18 protein-coding genes are annotated in these 18387 nt (G+C 64.4%); 11 read left to right on the top strand and 7 right to left on the bottom strand.

Annotation, left to right across the window (positions count from 1 at the left end):
- Window positions 1-11 precede the first annotated feature (11 nt).
- The 4 genes from QQK95_RS11330 to QQK95_RS11315 form a co-directional block, all read right to left on the bottom strand.
- Window positions 12-455, bottom strand: a complete 444-nt coding sequence (locus tag QQK95_RS11330; RefSeq protein ID WP_284272269.1) for an SRPBCC family protein — start codon at window positions 453-455, stop codon at window positions 12-14.
- Window positions 456-592: 137 nt separating this feature from the next.
- Window positions 593-1420, bottom strand: coding sequence for a helix-turn-helix domain-containing protein (locus QQK95_RS11325; protein ID WP_284272268.1), 828 nt, complete (start codon window positions 1418-1420; stop codon window positions 593-595).
- 211 nt (window positions 1421-1631) lie between these two features.
- A complete protein-coding gene (locus QQK95_RS11320; RefSeq protein WP_284272267.1) occupies window positions 1632-2630 on the bottom strand; it encodes an ABC transporter permease in 999 nt (332 codons plus the stop codon).
- A 55-nt stretch (window positions 2631-2685) separates the two neighbouring features.
- Complete coding sequence (locus QQK95_RS11315; RefSeq protein ID WP_407660541.1) at window positions 2686-3429, bottom strand: ATP-binding cassette domain-containing protein; 744 nt, start codon at window positions 3427-3429, stop codon at window positions 2686-2688.
- Window positions 3430-3878: 449 nt separating this feature from the next.
- On the opposite strand from QQK95_RS11315, the gene QQK95_RS11310 reads away from it, so the two are divergent.
- Both QQK95_RS11310 and QQK95_RS11305 read left to right on the top strand, forming a co-directional pair.
- Window positions 3879-4868: a substrate-binding domain-containing protein gene (locus QQK95_RS11310; protein WP_284272265.1), complete on the top strand. Its 990-nt coding sequence runs from the start codon at window positions 3879-3881 to the stop codon at window positions 4866-4868.
- A gap of 183 nt (window positions 4869-5051) precedes the next feature.
- Entirely contained in the window at window positions 5052-5834 is a 783-nt protein-coding gene (locus tag QQK95_RS11305; protein WP_284272264.1) for a FadR/GntR family transcriptional regulator, read from the top strand.
- Between the two features lie 19 nt (window positions 5835-5853).
- Here the strand turns inward: QQK95_RS11305 and QQK95_RS11300 are convergent, their stop codons facing one another.
- On the bottom strand, window positions 5854-6927 hold the full coding sequence (locus QQK95_RS11300) for an NAD(P)-dependent oxidoreductase (RefSeq protein ID WP_284272263.1): 1074 nt from the start codon (window positions 6925-6927) through the stop codon (window positions 5854-5856).
- Here QQK95_RS11300 and QQK95_RS11295 point away from each other — a divergent pair.
- Entirely contained in the window at window positions 6911-7807 is an 897-nt protein-coding gene (locus QQK95_RS11295) for an NAD-dependent epimerase/dehydratase family protein (RefSeq protein ID WP_284272262.1), read from the top strand. The genes QQK95_RS11300 and QQK95_RS11295 overlap by 17 nt on opposite strands.
- Before the next feature lie 102 nt (window positions 7808-7909).
- Window positions 7910-8686 (top strand): FadR/GntR family transcriptional regulator, encoded by a 777-nt coding sequence (locus QQK95_RS11290; protein WP_284272261.1) that lies wholly within the window; start codon window positions 7910-7912, stop codon window positions 8684-8686.
- Between the two features lie 3 nt (window positions 8687-8689).
- Here QQK95_RS11290 and QQK95_RS11285 read toward each other — a convergent pair whose 3' ends face one another.
- Entirely contained in the window at window positions 8690-8980 is a 291-nt protein-coding gene (locus QQK95_RS11285; protein WP_284272260.1) for a DUF3175 domain-containing protein, read from the bottom strand.
- 178 nt (window positions 8981-9158) lie between these two features.
- Between QQK95_RS11285 and QQK95_RS11280 the strand changes: the two genes are divergently transcribed.
- From QQK95_RS11280 to QQK95_RS11250, 7 genes are all read left to right on the top strand, one after another.
- Window positions 9159-10388 (top strand): MFS transporter, encoded by a 1230-nt coding sequence (locus QQK95_RS11280; protein WP_284272259.1) that lies wholly within the window; start codon window positions 9159-9161, stop codon window positions 10386-10388.
- Window positions 10389-10511: 123 nt separating this feature from the next.
- Window positions 10512-11546, top strand: a complete 1035-nt coding sequence (gene gntR, locus QQK95_RS11275; RefSeq protein ID WP_284272258.1) for an HTH-type transcriptional regulator GntR — start codon at window positions 10512-10514, stop codon at window positions 11544-11546.
- A 307-nt stretch (window positions 11547-11853) separates the two neighbouring features.
- Window positions 11854-12981, top strand: a complete 1128-nt coding sequence (locus QQK95_RS11270; protein ID WP_284272257.1) for a sugar ABC transporter substrate-binding protein — start codon at window positions 11854-11856, stop codon at window positions 12979-12981.
- A gap of 80 nt (window positions 12982-13061) precedes the next feature.
- Window positions 13062-14609 carry a sugar ABC transporter ATP-binding protein gene (locus QQK95_RS11265; RefSeq protein ID WP_284272256.1) on the top strand — a complete coding sequence of 516 codons (1548 nt, stop codon included), beginning with the start codon at window positions 13062-13064 and terminating at the stop codon, window positions 14607-14609.
- Window positions 14606-15586, top strand: a complete 981-nt coding sequence (locus QQK95_RS11260) for an ABC transporter permease (RefSeq protein WP_284272255.1) — start codon at window positions 14606-14608, stop codon at window positions 15584-15586. Before QQK95_RS11265 ends, QQK95_RS11260 begins: the two co-directional genes overlap by 4 nt.
- Window positions 15583-16569, top strand: coding sequence for an ABC transporter permease (locus QQK95_RS11255; RefSeq protein WP_284272254.1), 987 nt, complete (start codon window positions 15583-15585; stop codon window positions 16567-16569). Before QQK95_RS11260 ends, QQK95_RS11255 begins: the two co-directional genes overlap by 4 nt.
- Window positions 16570-16702: 133 nt before the next feature.
- A complete protein-coding gene (locus tag QQK95_RS11250) occupies window positions 16703-17251 on the top strand; it encodes a gluconokinase (protein WP_284272253.1) in 549 nt (182 codons plus the stop codon).
- Here the strand turns inward: QQK95_RS11250 and QQK95_RS11245 are convergent.
- On the bottom strand, window positions 17246-18376 hold the full coding sequence (locus tag QQK95_RS11245) for a hypothetical protein (protein WP_284272252.1): 1131 nt from the start codon (window positions 18374-18376) through the stop codon (window positions 17246-17248). The two genes, QQK95_RS11250 and QQK95_RS11245, sit on opposite strands and share 6 nt — an antisense overlap.
- Window positions 18377-18387: the final 11 nt, after the last annotated feature.

The raw sequence follows: 18387 nt of genomic DNA, 5'->3' as shown, positions 1-18387 counted from the left end.
CGCTCCTGTTCTCAGTCCTGGCCGGAGAAATGGCTCTTCAGTGCGTTGAAGCCGCCCTGGAAGACATTGGCGCCCATGCCGGCGGCGATCTTGTCTGCCTCTTCGGGTGCCGCATCGAAGCTGGCGGTCCATTCGGCATAGGTGCGGTCACCATCGGTGACGCGGCGCAATTGCAGCGTCGCCTTGTGGTTGGTCAGCGGCTGCGGCGTCTCCAGGATGGAGTAGCTGACGAGGAAGTTCTCATCGGAAAAGTCGAGCAGTTTTTCACGCAGCCGCGCGCCGGTGACCAGCTCGAAATTGCGCACGCAGCCGACCGTCGAGGCGTTCTTGCCGTCCTCGATATGGCTTTCGACCATGCGCGGATGCCAGCCCGGCAGGCCGTTGAAGTCGCGTATGCGCGCCCAGACCTTTTCGACCGGCGCGTCGATGACGCTGGAGATGGTGACTTTTGCCATGGGACGTTCCCTTGCGAATGCGACAGTCGGGCAAGGGTAGGGCGGTGGCCCGGGCGACGCTTATCAATGCGTCTCATGCGCGTATCAAGGAGTCTGAAAATAGAGGGAGTCTGAAAATACAGGCCCGGCAGGCCGGCTCAGGCATTCGCCCGCGCGGCCTCGCGATAGAGCGTCGGCGGCACGCCGACATGGTCGCGGAAGAAGCGCGAGAAGTTGCCTTGCGTGGTGAAGCCGAGACTGCAGGCGACCGAGATCAGCGGCTCCTGCGACCACTGCAACTGCCGCACCGCTTCCTCCATGCGCAGCGTGTTCCAGTAGACGTTGGGCGTCAGATTGGTCTGTTCCTTGAACAGGGCGAAGAAATGCGGCCGCGACAGGCCGACGCTGCGGGCCACATCGTCGAAGGAAATGCGCTCGCAGACGTTGGCCTTCATCAGCTGGATGGCCTTGCGGACGCGGAAATCCTGCATGGTGTTGATGCGGGTGCGCGCCTCCTGCGGCGCCGACGCATCGGCGGCATCGAGCACCGAATCGATGAAGCGCTCGATCTCGTAATTGGCGACGTCGTCGATGCTTTCATTGTCGGTCAGGTGATCGAGCAGGCTGGCGGCGGCCTGGTGCAGCCAGGGCTCCAGCGTGATCGCGGCCTGGGCAAACAGCGGCGCGGAGGAGGGCAGGTCGCGCCGGCGGCGCGCCCAGTCGGGATCGATGTAGAAGGCGAGAAACAGACCGGGCGTCCCGTTCTGCGACAGGACGTGACTGTGCGGCTGGAAGGAATTGATACCGGCGGCGGTGCAGGGCCCGAGCCGCACCGTCTCGCGGCCGATGGTCATCTCGCCGGCGGTGCCTTCGAGCCAGATGATGAGATGCGCCTCGACATGGGCATGGGTGACGAAGTCGCTTGCGACATTCAGGACAGAAACATGTCCGAACCGGCCCCAGTAGAGCCTGATCGCTTCCGTCATGGGTATATCCTCCCGCAGACGACTGGCCTCCCTTCGCCTGCATCGAGGATTGTGCGGCCGGTTTCCGGTTTCCGTCAAGACACGGGCTGTTGGCCCGGGTCGGTGGCGGCTCGCTCCGGCTGATTTTCAGACTGATCGATAGGAACCGGAACGAACAGCGCCTGGCACTGCCCTTCTCCCTTGTCGTGGGAGAAGGACCCGCACTTGAACGTCAGTCGCTGCGCCGGAAATTGCGGATGCGGTCGAACAGCACCGCCAGCAGGATGGCGCCGCCGATGAAGGTACCTTGCCAGAAGGCATTGATGCCGAGCAGGCCAAGGCTGTTGCGGATCACCTCGATGAGGGCCGCGCCGACAATGGCGCCGAAGGCGGTGCCGACACCGCCGGCCAGGTTGGCGCCGCCGATGACGGTGGCGGCGATGACCTGCAGTTCCATGCCGGTGCCGAGATTGGTGGTGACGGCGCCGAGCCATCCGGTCTGGATGATGCCGGCAATGCCCGCCGACAGCGCCGAGATCATGTAGACGGCGACCTTGATCTGCTTCACGGGGACGCCGGTCAGCGTTGCCGCGTGCTCGTTGCCGCCAATGGCGAAGATGTGCCGGCCGAACTTGGTCCAGCGCAGGATGAAGCCGGTGATCAGCGCCAGCAGGATCATGTAGAGCACCGGATTGGCGATGCCGAACAGCCAGGCGCCGCCGCCGAGCGCCAGCAGCTTGTCGTGGTCCGGGCCGAACTGGAAGACGACGGTGTTGTTGGAGGCGACCATGGCCAGGCTGCGGGCGATCGACAACATGCCGAGCGTCACCACGAAGGGTGGAAAGCCGAGATAGGCGGTCAGGATGCCGTTGAAGGCGCCGATGGCGAGCGCGGTGGCGATCGAGGCCAGGATGCCGATTTCGATCGAGTAGCCGGCATGCATGGTGACGGCCAGCACCATCGACGACAGGCACAGCACGGAGCCGACCGACAGATCGATGCCGCCGGTGATGATGACGAAGGTCATGCCGAGCGCGACGATGGCGACAAAGGTGATGTTGCGGGTGATATTGTAGAGGTTCTTCGACGTTGCGAAGGCGTCGGTGGCGAACGACAGGAAAATGCAGGCGAGGATGACGGCGATCACCACCCAGAAGGTCTGGGTGGAGAACAGCCGCGAGAAGAAACTGTGCTGCTTCTGTGCGATCGTCTGGTCAAGGGTGACTGCCATTATCGACCTTTCCTGCCGGCTGCGATCCGCGCCAGCCTGGTGAAATTAGCCGCGCTTACGAGACCTGCTCGATGGCGCCGGTGATGAGCCCGGTGACTTCCTCGGGCGAGCTCGATGCGATTGCCTTGTCGGCGACCTTGCGTCCGCGCCGCATCACGATGACGCGGTCGGCGACGTCGAACACATCAGGCATGCGGTGGCTGATCAGCACCACCGCGATGCCCTGGTCGCGCAGATGGCGGATCAGGTTAAGCACTTCGGCGACCTGCCGCACCGAGATCGCCGCGGTCGGTTCGTCCATCAGCACGATCTTGGCCTGCGACAGCATGGTGCGGGCGATCGCCACCGCCTGTCGCTGGCCGCCAGACATCTGCTTGACGAGATCGCGCGGGCGGGTCTCGGACTTCAATTCGGCAAAGAGCTGGCCGGCGCGCTTGTACATGGCGGCATAGTCGAGGATGCGGAATGGGCCGATGCCGCGCCGCAGCTCGCGGCCGAGATAGACATTGGCTGCGGCCGTCAGATTGTTGCAGAGCGCAAGATCCTGATGGACGATCTCGATCCCATGCTGGCGGGCTTCCGCTGGCTTGTTCAGGATCAATTCCTTCCCGTCCATGCGCATGGTGCCATGGCTGGCGTGGAAATTGCCGGCGATCATCTTGACCAGCGTCGACTTGCCCGCGCCATTGTCGCCCATCAGGCCGACGACCTGACCGGGTTCGATCGACAGCGACACGTCATTGACCGCCTGGATGGCGCCGAAATGCTTCGAGATATTGGTGAGTTCGAGAACCGCCACCAGCCTATAGCCTCCCAATGCCTTGCTGCCAGCCTGCTCCGGGTCGCAGCGTTTACATCGTGCTCCCCATTCCTCCCGGAAGCAACGTTGACCGGCATTTACGCGAATGCCCGAGCGGGCGTCAATTGTCGGATCGACAAGAAACAGGTATTTGTCAGACGAATAGCGAAATACGGTTTCGAAAAATCCGTTTTGTAGGACAAATAGCGATTGACGTTGGCGCCGCGCCGTTATTAGCTGACGGTCGGAGAAAGATACTTGGTCCCAGGCCGCCGTCGCGGCGGGATCGCGGGAGGTTATCGGCCGCTCCGGCACCTTGCCGGTCCGGTCGCATCTGAAAATGCTTATCGGCCTTGCCTGGCGGCACGAGCGTTGGCTCTGCCTTCTCGCATCCGGTCGATTTGTGTGGCGGGCACGCCGTGTCCGTCTGTTTCCAAGGGAGGACTGACATGAGGAAAACAGTATTGCTCGCCGCCGTCGCCGCCATGGCGCTGGGCGCCGGGCCGGCTTTGGCCAAGAAGCAGCTCGTCATCGTGGTGAAGGGTCTCGACAATCCGTTCTTCGAAGCCATCCACCAGGGCTGCGAGAAATGGAACAAGGAGAATGCCAGCTCGGAATATGAGTGCTTCTACACCGGTCCGGCGTCGACTTCCGACGAGGCCGGCGAGGCACAGATCGTCCAGGATATGCTGAGCAAGCCCGACACCGTGGCGATGGCGATTTCGCCGTCCAACGCACCGCTGATCGCACAGACGCTCAAGACCGCCAATCCGTCGATCCCGATCATGACCGTCGACGCCGATCTTGCGAAGGCGGACGCCGCGCTGCGCAAGACCTATCTCGGCACCGACAACTACCTGATGGGCAAGAAGATCGGCGAGTACATCAAGAAGGCCAAGCCGAAGGGCGGCACGATCTGCACGATCGAAGGCAATCCCGCGGCCGACAACATCCTGCGCCGCGCGCAAGGCTTGCGCGACGCTCTGACGGGCAAGGAAGGCCTCGCGGCTCTTGCCGGCGAAGGCGGCTGGACCGAAGTCGCCGGTTGCCCGGTGTTCACCAATGACGACGGCGCCAAGGGCGTTCAGGCGATGACCGACATCCTCGCCGCCAACCCCAAGCTCGACGCCTTCGGCATCATGGGCGGCTGGCCGCTGTTCGGCGCGCCGCAGCCTTATCGTGACCTGATCGGACCGCTGAAGGACCGGCTGGCCAAGAACGACTTCGTCATCGGCGCCGCCGACACGATCGGCGACGAAGTGGCGATCGCCAGGGATGGCCTGGTCACCGCGCTGGTCGGCCAGCGGCCCTTTGAAATGGGCTACAAGGCGCCGTCGGTGATGATCGACCTGATCACGGGCAAGAAGGTCGACGATCCGGTCTTCACCGGCCTCGACGAGTGCACCAAGGACACGGTCGACACCTGCATCCAGAAATAGGTCTTTCGATCCGGGGCGCTCGGCAACGGGCGCCCCGTCAATTCCTGAGCGGCACGCCGTGGCGAGGGGCAACGGGCTCCGGCCTTGACGCGTCCGTGGTTCGGATTTTTCGGTGACGGGATCGGCGTGCCAAAGGGTTCGGAGTATCTCCGGGCGACAGGCGGCCGACCTATTGGAACGTGGATGCCCCAGGACAAGGCAAAGAAGCAAGCCAGCCGGGCCAAGGCGCTAGCCAGCCGCGATCCGGCGGTCGTGCGCAGGGCGGATGCGGCGCACTTTCCCGGGTCCAGCGTTCATGCCTCGCTCGCCAGCGAGATTGGCCTGCGCATCGTGCGCGGCGACTATCCGCCCGGCAGCATCCTGCCCAACGAGGCCAAATGGGCCGAGACGTTCAATGTCAGCCGCTCGGCGGTGCGCGAGGCGATCAAGATGCTGATGGCCAAGAGCCTTCTGGCATCACGTCCCAAGATCGGCAGCTGGGTCGAACCGAAGGAGCGCTGGAACCTGCTCGACCGCGACGTGCTTGCCTGGTACGCGACGGCACCCGACCGAGAGACCTTCCTGCGCACCGTGCAGGAGTTTCGCCACATCATCGAACCGCAAGCATCCGCTTTTGCCGCCATGCGGCGCAGCGACGAGCAGATGGCCGAGATCAGCCTGGCCTGCCGCGAGATGGGGGAGGCTGCGAACCTGCCGGAACGCATCCGTGCCGACACACGCTTCCACCTCGCCATCCTGCGGGCCTCGGGCAACGATCTTCTGGTGCCGCTCGGCGTGCTGATCGAGTCCGCGCTCGACCATCTCTTCGTTTTCACGACACGCCAGGTCAGCGACCAGAACCGGGCGCAGAAACTGCACGAGGCGATCGAGAAGAACATCCGCCTGCAGCGGCCGGCGGCGGCCCGCAACGCCGTGCACAAGCTGCTCGCCGACACCGATGAGGGGATCGGAAGCCGGCGGCGGTAGCCGTCCGGCCTTGTGAGCCTTAAATCGTCTGCTTCTTGCCATCCTTGGTCGGCATCAGGTCGACGCCGTTGACCTTGCCGATATGCGTCGCCAGCATCGGCACGAACTGCTCGGCCGGGCCGGCGGCATGGGCGCCGGCGAAGGAGTTCTTGGTGGCGTTGCCGAGCGGGTTGGCGATGCCAGCGGCCCCCGCCATCGATTCCAGATAGGTCAGGTCCTTGAAGGCGTTGGCGATGGTGAACTTGTGGGCGTCGCGGTCGCCTTCCAGCGTCCAGCGCATGAAGGTCTGGTAGAAGCCGCAATCCATGCGGCCGTTGCGGATTACGCTGTCGAAACGCGGCGGCGAGATGCCGACCTTTTCGGCCAGGGCCAGCGCCTCGGAATAAATGGCGGCGTAACTCAGCGAGATGAAATTGTTGAGCAGCTTCATGCGGTGGCCGTCGCCGGTATCGCCGATATGGACGATGCGGCCGGCCCAGGTCTCGATCACCGGCTTGACCCTGGCGAAGACGGCATCGGGTGCCCCGACCATGGCGTCGAGCGTGCCTTCCCAGGCTTCCTTCGGCGTGCGGCTCAGCGGCGCGTCGACATAGTCGATGCCAAGCGCCTTGAGTTCGGCGGCAAGCGCCACGGTCGAGACCGGGTCCGAGGTCGAACAATCGACGACCACCGAGCCTTTCTTCAAGCCCTCCTTGAGGCCGCCGGGGCCACGGATGATGGCTTCCACCTCGCGCGAACCGGTGACGCAGATGAAGACGATATCGGACGCCGCCGCCACATCGCGCGAGGTCGATGCTTCCTTGGCGCCGCGGCCAAGGAGGTCCTCCGCCGGCTTGCGGTTCTTGCGGCCAAGGAATGTCAGGGGATAGCCCTTGTCGACGATGTTCTTGGCAATGCCGTGCCCCATCAGGCCAAGGCCGATGAAGCCGATCGTCTCGCGTGCGGCGGAGGTGTTCATGTCGTCTGTCCTATCCCGGATTATCGATAATTGCGCCGCTGTTTTAGCCCTATGCGGTTGCAGAAAGCAATATTGTCTGACAATAGACGGTAATTCCAGAGCCTGTATGGAGACCACAATGACGAAGCGGATCATGTTCACCGGCGGCAGCGGCAAGGCTGGGCGTCATGTCGTGCAATATCTTGTCGAACAGGGCTGCCAGGTGCTCAACATCGACACCAAGCCGCTCGACAATCCCAAGGTGCGCACGCTGATCACCGACATCACCGATAGCGGGCAGGTGTTCAACGCGCTGTCGAGCTATATGGGCCTGCACGAATTCGACCCGTCGCTGCGCCCGCAGCCGGTGGATGCGGTGGTGCATTTCGCCGCCATCCCGCGCATCATGATCACCCCCGACAATGAAGTGTTCCGCATCAACGCTATGGGCACCTACAATGTCATCGAGGCCGCGGTGAAGCTCGGCATCCGCAAGGTGATCGTCGCCTCCTCGGAGACGACCTACGGCCTGGTGTTCGCCAACGAGCCGCGCGACCCCAAATATTTCCCGCTCGACGAGGAGTATGACGTCGACCCGATGGACAGCTATGCGCTGTCCAAGGTCGTCAACGAAAAGACCGCGCGGGCCTTCGCGCAGCGCAACGGCACGGACATCTATGCGCTTCGCATCGGCAATGTCATCGAGCCGCATGAGTATTCGCTGTTCCCGAAATGGTTCGCCGATCCGGGTTTCCGCAAGCGCATCGCCTGGAGCTATGTCGACGCGCGCGATCTCGGCCAGATCACGCTGCGCGCCATCGAAAAGGATGGGCTCGGCTACCAGGTGTTCAACGCCGCCAATGACGACACCTCGTCCGACCTGCCGACGGCCGAACTCCTGAAGCGATTCTATCCCAACGTGCCGGTCAAGGCCGAACTCGGCGAGTACGAGACGTTGCTGTCGAACCGCAAGGCGCGCGACATGCTTGGCTTCCGTCCGGAGCACAGCTGGCGCAAATATGTCAAAACCGCCTGACTAAGCAGGCAAACGGGGTTGGGTTGTGCATAGCGACGCGCTTTGCGGCCCAACCGCCCGCTGGCGCTTGACAGCTTTCACAAACCGGCCTTTCTGAAGCCTATGCGGGACGCAAAGCCGAACAAGGAAAAATCGCCGAAAAAGCCGGCATCCGCCGAACGCCCCTCCGGTGTTCGCCGGCCCGACGCGGCGCGTATTCCCGGCGCCAGCGTGCACACGTCGCTGGCCAGCGAAATTGGCCTGCGGATCGTGCGTGGCGACTACCCGCCCGGCACCATCCTGCCCAACGAAGCCAAATGGTCGGAAACCTTCAGCGTCAGCCGCTCGGCGGTGCGCGAGGCGATCAAGATGCTGATGGCCAAGAGCCTCCTGGCATCACGCCCCAAGATCGGCAGCTGGGTCGAGCCGAAGGAGCGCTGGAACCTGCTCGACCGTGACGTGCTCGCCTGGTACGCGACGTCGCCCGACCGCGAGGTGTTCCTGAAGACTGTACAGGAGTTCCGCCACATCATCGAGCCGGAAGCCACCGCCTTCGCCGCCATGCGGCGGACCGACGAACAGATGGCCGAGATCAGCCAGGCCTGCCGCGAGATGGGGGAGGCGGTTAGCCTGCAGGAACGCACGCGCGCCGACACACGCTTCCACCTTGCCATCCTGCGGGCCTCCGGCAACGACCTTCTGGTGCCGCTCGGCGTGCTGATCGAATCCGCGTTCGACCATCTCTTCACCTTCACCACGCGGGCGGTCGACGACCTCAACCACGTGCAGAAGCTGCACGAGGCGATCGAGAAGAACATCCGGCTGCAACGCCCGGACGCGGCGCGCGCCGCGGTGCGGAAATTGCTTGCCAACACCGACCACGTGATCAAGTCGCGCTAGGCGCTAATTCTCCTTCTCGCGGCCGAAGGCCACGCGCAATTCGTCCTTGGCGCGCTCAAGAACTCGCCTGCGCGCGGCGGGCAGGTTCTTGCCGGCGCGGTTGATGTAGAAATTCAGCATCGACATGGCGGATTGGAACGGTTCGGCCTTGCGGCGATGGCTGTGTTCGGCCGACCGCTTGAGCGAGGCGGCGATCTTCCTGGCATCGTCGGATTCGAAGATGTGCTCCTCGAGATCCATGGCGTCGCTGTGCTCGGTCACCTCGGCCGACCATTTTTGCCTGGCAGGGGGCATGGCAAAGACTCCTTATGCGGGCTGATGACCGGAAACTCCAGACATTGGCGTCGGTTCCCGCCCTCCTGGCCGCTCTGGAGCCACGGATTTGCCAGTTGTGGCGCTGCTGTGCGCTCGGAATGTGCCGATAGTGGTGCAAACGACAGCCGGTTTTCGCGACCGTCGACAGGAAACGCCTTTGACCCGAACCGACTTGAGCCGGCCAAGCCCCGGCATCGACAGCTCCTATGCCTGGATGCGGCTGGCCATCTCGATGGTGCTGGCGACGATCGGTGCGGTCGGCATGTGGGCGGTCGTCGTTGTGCTGCCCGCGGTGCAAGCCGAGTTCGGCGTCGACCGCGCCGCTGCATCCATGCCCTACACCGCGACCATGGTGGGCTTCGCCGCCGGCAATGTGCTGGTCGGCCGCGCCATCGACCGCATGGGGTACTGGATCCCGGCGCTGGTTTCTTCCGTGGCGCTCTCGGCCGGCCTGCTGCTTGCCGCACTGTCGACCTCGATCCTGCAATTCACCCTTGCGCAAGGGTTGCTGATCGGTGTCGGCACGTCGGTGATCTTCGGGCCGCTGATCGCCGACATCTCGCACTGGTTCAACCGCCGGCGCGGCGTTGCCGTCACGGCGGCGGCGGCCGGCAACTATCTCGCCGGCGCGCTCTGGCCGACCATCATGCCGACGCTGATCAAGGCGGAAGGCTGGCGCTTCACCTATGCGGCCATCGGCATCTTCTGCCTGGTCACCATGGTGCCGCTGGTGCTGATGCTGCGGCGTGGTGCTCCGGAGGCCGCGGCCGCTGGCTCGCCGGGAAGCCGTTCGGTGCAGCCGATGCCCATGTCGCCGGCGGCGTTGCAGGTGCTGCTGGTTATCGCCGGCCTCGGCTGCTGCGTGGCGATGTCGATGCCGCAGGTGCACATCGTCGCCTATTGCATGGATCTGGGCTACGGCATCGCGCATGGCGCCGACATGTTGTCGATCATGATGGCGGCGGGCGTCGTCAGCCGGCTTGCCTCGGGCTTCATCGCCGATCGCATCGGCGGCGCGAAGACGCTGCTTATCGGTTCGGTGCTGCAATGCCTGTCGCTGCTGTTCTACATCCCTTTCGACGGGCTCGCCTCGCTCTATGTCGTGTCGTTGGTGTTCGGCCTGTCGCAAGGCGGCATCGTGCCTTGCTATGCGATCATCGTGCGCGAGTACCTGCCGGCGAAGGAAGCCGGCCAGCGTATCGGCATCGTCATGATGGCGACGATCTTCGGCATGGCGATCGGCGGCTGGATGTCGGGCTGGATCTACGACCTGACCGGTTCCTACGCCGTGGCCTTCCTCAATGGCATCGCCTGGAATTTGCTGAACATCGTCGCGATCGGGCTGTTCATGTGGAAGGCAAGGCAAAGAGCCGTCGTGGCGGCCTGAGGCGCTTCGGCTTGACAATGGGCAAGGGCTGCGCGACCCCAGAGGCCAAGGGTTGCGGCAACAGGCCGGTGAGATGGCGATGATCGTATTGCGGGCGCGCTTCGGCGGCCATATGCGCGGGCGATGGCCTTGATCAAGCCGCGCTCGCGCCGGGGCGGCGGCCGCCCGACCATAGCGGATGTCGCGCGCAAGGCCGGCGTCGGCGCCATCACCGTGTCGCGTGCGCTGCGCGAGCCAGAGCGCGTCTCGGAAGAATTGCGCCGCCAGATCCAGGCCGCCGTCGACGAGCTCGGCTATGTGCCGGACCCCAATGCGCGGGCGCTGGCTTCGGCGCGTGCCGAGGTGTTCGGCGTGCTGGTGCCGTCGCTCACCAACAACGTCTTCGCCGAAGTGGTGCGCGGCATCTATGACAGCCTGTCGGACAGCCCGTTCCGCATCCAACTCGGCAACACCCACTATTCCGGCCTCGAGGAGGAGCGGCTCTTGCAACTTTTCGGCTCGCAGCGGCCGGCAGCCCTGATCGTCGCCGGCATCGACCAGACGCCAACGTCCAGAAAACTGCTCGAAAATGCCGGCTGCCCGGTGGTGCAAGTGATGGAGACCGGGCCTGATCCTGTCGACATGATGGTCGGCTTCTCGCATCTCGACGGCGGCAGGACGGCGACCGAGCACCTGATCGAAATGGGGTATCGGCGCATCGGCTTCATCGGCGCACGCATGGACCCGCGCTCGCAGCGGCGCCTCGCCGGCTACCGCGCGGCGATGGAGAAGGCCGGGCTGTTCGACCCCCGCCTGATCACCACCACGCCGCTGTTGTCCAGCGTGCCGCTCGGCCGGGAACTGTTCCGCGATGCCCTGGCCAAGGTGCCGTCGCTCGACGGCGTGTTCTGCAACAATGACGACATCGCGCTCGGCGTGCTGTTCGAGTGCCATCGCGCCGCGATCGACGTGCCGAAGACCATCGGCATCGTTGGTTTCAACGACCTCGACATGATGCAGGTGGCGTTTCCCTCGATCACCAGCATCCGCACCTACCGCTACGAAATCGGCAGGCGGGCGGTCGCCATGGCGCTGGCGGCGATCGCCGGCGACCGGCCAGAGCAGCGGGTCGTCGATCTCGGCTTCGAGCTCAAGCGCCGCGAGAGCACAGCCCGCTGAACACGCTTTTAAGAACGCGCTCAAATGGCGCTTTACACTGCGTAATGGTAGCGCTACCATTTTCCTGAACGAATTCCGCTTCCGAGGCGCCGGGCTTGTTTATTATACATAAGCAACAGCTCACGCTTGTTTATTATGTATAATATGATAGTTTTTCTTCGGTGGATGGGGACGGCAAAGGGGAGGGGGCGCGAAGGTCGTTGGCACCTGGGAAGCGTGACTGGGCAAGGCGGGAGGGCCTGCCGGAAACGCGGGAATTACATGAAACTGAACCAACAAATCAGAACTGCAATCGGGAGGATTATCGATGATCAAGTCACTCGTCGGTGGCATCGTTGCCGCCAGTGCATTCGTTATGCTGAGCTCGTCGGCGATGGCCGCAGGCCCCGAAATCGTCAAGGGTCCGGCTGCCGAGCCTGACTGTTTCGCGCCCTGGGCCGCTGATACGCAATTCTTCAAGTTCCCCAAGAAGGCCGGGCCGTATCGCATCGCGCTCGCCAACGGCTATATCGCCAACACCTGGCGCATCCAGATGGTGCAGACCGCGAAGGCCTACGCGGCGCAGAAGGACGTCGCCGCGAAGCTGAAGGAATTCAAGGTCGTCTCGACCGGCGAAGATGTCCCGGCGCAGATTTCGGCGATCAACAACTTCATCGATTCCGGTTATGACGCCATCGTTGTCAACGCGCAGAACCCGACCGCGTTCGGGCCAGTGATCAAGCGCGCCAAGGAAGCCGGCGTCGTGCTGGTTGCCTTCGACAACATCCTCGACACCAAGGACGCCATCAACGTCAATGTCGACCAGAAGGGGCTTGGCGAGCTGTGGGGCAAATGGCTGGTCTCCCATGTGCCGAATGGCGGCAAGGTGCTCGAGGTGCGCGGCGTTGCCGGAACATCGGTCGACACCGACCGCCACAATGGCATCCACGAGGTTCTCGATGCCTCCGGCAAGAAATGGGCCGTCACCGAGGTCGTCGGCAAGTGGGATGACGGCGTTGCGCAGAAGGCTTCGGCCGATGCGATCGCCACCAACGGCCCCTTCGACGGCGTCACCGGGCAGGGCGGTGACACCGGCATCGTGCAGGCGATGATCGATGCCAAGCATCCCTTCGTGCCGTTCGGCGGCGAGACCGAGAACGGCTTCCGCAAATTCTGCGCGGCCCACGCGGCCGACGGGTTGAAATGCTCGTCCGCCGGTACCGGCCCCGCACAGGTGGCGGTTGCCATCAAGACGGCGATCGCAGCGCTTGAAGGCAATGTCGTCCCGCAGTCGATCAAGCTGCCGCTTGCCATCGTCGAGGATCCGAACTTCAAGGCTGGGCAGGATTTCTTCCCCGACCAGTCCGACAATTTCTTCGTCGGCAATTCCTTCCCGACCTGCGGCATCAATTTCACCGCGCAGGAAATCATGGGGCAGACCAAGGCGGACCAGTAAGCTGCACTCCCGGCGCCGTGGGACTTCCCACGGCGCCGGTCACTTGACATGCTGGTGATCAAAGCGCCCCGGGAGGGCCGATGGACAGTGCGGTTCCGCTCTTCCAGATGGAAGGCATATCCAAACGCTATGGTGGCGTGCGAGCCCTGGAAAAGGCGGAGCTTGTCGTCACATCCGGCAGCATCCACGCCATCCTTGGCGAAAACGGCGCCGGCAAGTCGACACTGATCAAGGTCATGGCCGGTGTCGTGGCGCCCGATGAGGGCCGCATGACGATGGATGGCCGGGAGGTGACCTTCCTGTCGCCGGCCGCCGCCAACCAGGCAGGCATCGTCTGCATCTTCCAGGAGCTGTCGCTGGTTCCAGATCTCAGCGTCGCCGACAACATCGTCATTTCCGATCCGCCCAAACGCTTCGGCATGATCGACCGCAAGGCGCAACGTCGCATCGCGGAGGAAGCCCTTGCCCGCGCGGGCGCGGCCGATATCCATCCGCTGGCGCTGGTCAAGGACCTGCCACTGTCACGCCGGCAGATGGTCGAGATCGCCAAGGCGCTGGCCAGAAAGCCGCGCATTCTCATCCTCGACGAGGCGACCTCGGCGCTGACGGCGGCGGATGTCTCGAAGATTTTTAGCGTCCTGAAGCGGCTGCGCTCGGAAGGGCTGGCGCTGCTCTACATCTCGCACCGCATGAACGAGATCGCCGAACTTGCCGATCAGTGCACGGTGTTCCGCAACGGCCGCAATGTCGCCAGCTACAAGGCCGGCTCGAAGAGCGACAATGAGGTGGTCGAGCTGATGATCGGCCGCGAATACAGCCACATCTTTCCGCCCAAGCCGGCGGCCGTGCCAGCTGCAGCCGCGCCCAGGCTTGAAGCCCGCAAGCTCTCGTGGACCGACCGGCTGCACAACATCTCGCTGACCGTCAGGGCAGGCGAGGTGGTTGGCCTCGGCGGTCTTGACGGCCAAGGCCAGCGCGAATTGCTGCTTGCCTTCTTCGGCGTGCTGCGCGGCCTTTCCGGCGAGGTGCTGATCGACGGCAAGCCGGTGGCAATCCGCAGTCCCTCGGCGGCCCGCGAGGACGGCATCGGCATGGCGCTCATTCCCGAAGACCGCAAGACCGAAGGACTGATGCTGCCGATGACGGTGCGCGAGAACCTGTCCTTCGCCGCGCTCGACCGGCTGTCCAAGGGCGGCATCATCGACCGCGCCGCCGAGCAGCGGCTGATCGACGACATGGTCGGCCTGCTCGCGATCAAGACGGCGGGTCTCGATATCCCGGTCGGCGCGCTGTCGGGCGGCAACCAGCAGAAGGTGGTCATCGCCAAATGGCTGATGCGCCAGCCGCGCATCATCCTGCTCAACGATCCGACGCGGGGCATCGATGTCGGCACCAAGCAGGAGCTCTACCAGCTGATGCGCAAGCTGGCGGACGCCGGGGCAGCGATCCTGTTCTATTCGACCGACTATGACGAGCTGATCGGCTGCTGCGACCGCGTGCTGGTGCTCTATGACGGCGCGGTCAAGCGCGAACTGGTCGGCGCCGAGATCACCGAGCGGGCGCTGATAGCGAGCGCGCTCAACATCCATGGCGAGGAGAGCCCGGTGGGCCTGGGAGCAAGTGCGTGAAGGATTGGCGCTACTGGCTGGCGGAGCAGCGCGGGACGCTGCTGGCGCTCGGCATCTTCATCGTCATGTTCATCATCTACACCTCGAACCATCCGGCCGGCTTCACCGCCAATGTGGTGCAGACGGCGGCGAACAAGGGCGTGCTGCTCGCCTTCGTCGCCATGGCGCAGACGCTGGTGGTGATCACCGCCGGCATCGACCTGTCCGTCGGCATGATCTTTCTCCTCACCAACTGCCTGGCCTCCTGGCTGGTGGTGGGCACGCCCATGCAGACGACGCTCGGCGTCATCGCCGTGCTGGCGGTCGGTCTCCTGTGCGGCGCCATCAACGGCGCCATCGTCATCTACGGCCGGTTGCAGCCGATCGTCGCCACCATCGCCACCGGCGCCGTCTTTTACGGCATCGGCCTTCTGCTGCGGCCCTTCCCTGGCGGTTCGGTCAATGAGGACCTGGCCGACGCGATGACCGGACGCGTCTTCGACGTGGTGCCGGCGAGCCTCGTCGCGCTGTTCGCCATCGTGCTGGTGATCTGGGTGCCGTTCAGCCGCTCGGTGCTTGGTCGCGCTGCCTACGCGGCGGGATCGTCGGAGACGGCGGCCTATATGTCGGGCGTGCCGATCAGGCGCGGCAAGTTCGCCGCTTACACACTGGCCGGGCTGCTGGCCGCGATCGGCGGGCTGTTCCTCACCTTCTTCACCTATACGGGCGACGCGGCCTATGCCAGCGGCAACGCCTACACGCTGTTCTCGATCGCCGCCGTGGTGCTGGGCGGTGTCTCGCTGTTCGGCGGCAAGGGCAGCGCCATCGGCGCCATCTTCGGCGCTCTGGCCTTCCGCACCATCGGCGATCTGCTGTTCGTGTTCGATTTCGATCCGCTCTGGCAGCCGCTGTTCCAGGGCGTTATCCTGCTGATCGCGGTCAGCCTCGGCGCCTTCGCCCTGTTTCGGGTCCGCAACCGGCTGGAGTGGTTCCTGTGAGCGAAACGACGCTAGGCGGCATTGCCGGCCGCATGCCGAAATTCATCCGCCGCGCCGATCCGGCGGTGCTGACCGCATTCGCCTGCATCGTGCTGTTGCTGTTCCTCGGCAGCCTCTATTCCAGAAGCTTCCTGTCGCCTGAATACCTGCTGCAGCAGTTGAAGGTGGCCTCGTTCCTCGGCGTCATCGCCACCGGCATGATGCTGGTCATCCTGCTAGGCCAGATCGACCTGTCGGTGCCGTGGTCCGTGGCGGCGGGCGCCATGATGGCCTGCGCGGCGGCCGCCTACGGTCCGGCCGGAGTGGTGTTGGCCATTCCGTTCGGCATCTTCTGCGGCGTGCTGATCGGCATCGTCAACGGCATCGGCGTCGCCTATCTGCGCATTCCCTCGATGATCATCACGCTCGCCACCAACGCCGTCGCGCAAGGGCTGATGGTGGTCTACACCGGCGGCTTCTCGCCCCAGGATTCGGCCACGGGCGCCATGCGCTACCTCGCCACCGGCTTTGCCATTCCGGGCGTGCCCAACGCCGTCATCATCTGGGCGCTGATCGGGGCGGCGATGGTCTTCGTGCTGACTCGCACCGGCTTTGGCCGCACCGTCTACGGCATCGGCAACCGCGAGCGCGCCGCCTATCTCTCCGGCATCGACACAAGGCGCGTGGTGATGATCGCCTTCGCCGTCTCCGGCGGGCTCTCGGCCTTTGGCGGCGTGCTTTTGGCCGGCTATGCCTCGAAGGCGGCGCAGTCGATGGGCGATGCCTATCTCTTGCCGTCGATCGCAGCCGTGGTGCTCGGCGGAACCTCGATCCTGGGCGGGCGCGGGTCCTATCTCGGCACCGTCGCCGGCGTCATCCTGATCACGCTTCTGCAGTCCATCCTGTCGGTCATGCAGATGCCGGAGGCGGGGCGGCAGATCATCTATGGCGTCGTCATCGTCGCCATGCTGCTGCTTTACGGCCGCGCGCCGGCAAGCCGCTAGGGCAATTCCAGGAAAAGTGTGAGCGGTTTTCTGTCAGGTATTGCGTCAAATCTGAATCCGCCACCAAATCAGGGAGATAGAGCATGATGTCGTCCGAAAGCCGCTTCTCACTTTTCGGCATCATGCTCTAGCCGTGGACGAAGAAGCAGCACAGGCGCCGACGGGCGCTGCCGGTCCGGTGCCTCCGGCCGTCGTGGTGATGGGCGTCGCCGGTTGCGGCAAGTCGGCTGTCGGCATCGCCCTGGCGGAGGCGCTGGATGCCGTCTTCATCGAAGGCGACAGGCTGCATCCGCCGGAGAACGTGGCGCGCATGGCGAGCGGCGAGCCGCTTACCGACCAGTTGCGCGAGGGCTGGCTCGACGCCATCGGCGAGCGCATCGCGGCGTCGGTCGGCGAAGGGCAGGGCGTGGTCGCGGCCTGCTCGGCGCTGAAGCGCGGCTATCGCGAACGCCTGCGCGGTTTTTGCCCCGACATCGTCTTCCTCTATCTGGAGATCGACCCGGCCACGGCGCGGCGGCGCGTCGCCAGCCGCAAGGGCCATTTCATGCCGGCAAGCCTGGTCGACAGCCAGTTCGCCATTCTGGAGCCGCCGGGCAGCGATGAGCGGGCGCTGACAATCGACGCGACGCGTGCCGTCGCCGATGTCGTTGCCGACGCGATGCATCTGCTGGCCAATTCATGAGCCGGTATCGTCGCCTGTCATGGCATTGTCCGAGGCTTCCGTCAGCCTTCGGCTGCTGGACCAGATCAGCATCTGTTCGGGAAACAGTCTCAGCGCTTCGAGCAGACGGTCGCGCTTGAGCAGGATATAGCGTGCCTGCAGCACCATGTCCTTGGCACCATCCCGTCCGATCTCCGCTCCGGCCGGCAACAGTTCCGGGCTGACGACGGCCCGGTATTCGCGAAAGGGGACGGTCTCGAAGGTCGACATGGCAAACAGCGCCGCTCCGCCCCTCGCGGCGAAATTCGCCGGCGCCGAGGCAAGATGCGTCCAGCCGCTTTCGCCGATCGCGACCTCGGTGAAGGTCGTGCCCGCGTGGATGGTGTTGGTCATCAGCACCACGCCGTTGCGCTTCAGGATCTTCTGGATGCGGATGGTGACCTGATAGGCGTCGTCGCGATCGAAGACGATGCGGCTCTTGAGGTAGCGGTTCTCGACCTTGACCAGCGGCGGGTTCAGGAACCGCAGGCCGAACATCGATTCCGAGACGCCGTGGGAATTGACACTCACCTGATGCGCCTCGATGCCCGCCTCGTGCAGGGCGCGCTTGCCGAAGATGGTCTGGGATGTGAACTGGTCGCACCACACGATGGCGCCGTGGCCGCGCAGCAACGCTGCCCGCAATCCTTCCTGTCCCTCCAGCCGGATAGTCGGGGACCAGCGGAAGCCGGCAAGGTGCGCGGCAAGCTGCAGCCGGCGGCGGTGGCGCGCCGCAAGCAACGCCTCGAACAGGCCGCGCGCGTCGATGCCGGCGCCGAGTACGGCGCGCGTTGCCGCGGCGTAGGCTGGAAATTGCTTGCGCATATGGCGTCTCAGGCGAAGCCGGGACATCCGCTCGCAGATCGCCGCCCACCAGCGCACCGGCACCGAAGCCGCGACCACGAGATAGAATGCGGCAAGCAGGCTTTCGCGCAGATCCTGGTTCGAGAACCGGCGCGTCCTGCCGGGGTGGACCGGCTTGCGGCTAAAGAAGCGCACATGCTCGGCCCGCTCGGGAACGAGGATGTCGGCGATGATTTCACTGCGGAAGGTGGCCGCGGATGGCGGCTTGTGGTTGCGGGATTTTGCGAACCACGACAGCCTCATCGGTCCAGCCT

This window comes from Mesorhizobium huakuii, assembly GCF_030160235.1.
In the GTDB taxonomy this organism is placed as follows: Bacteria; Pseudomonadota; Alphaproteobacteria; order Rhizobiales; family Rhizobiaceae; genus Mesorhizobium; species Mesorhizobium huakuii.
Note: the sequence above shows the minus strand (reverse complement) of the source record. Positions and strands in the feature narration are given on the sequence as shown.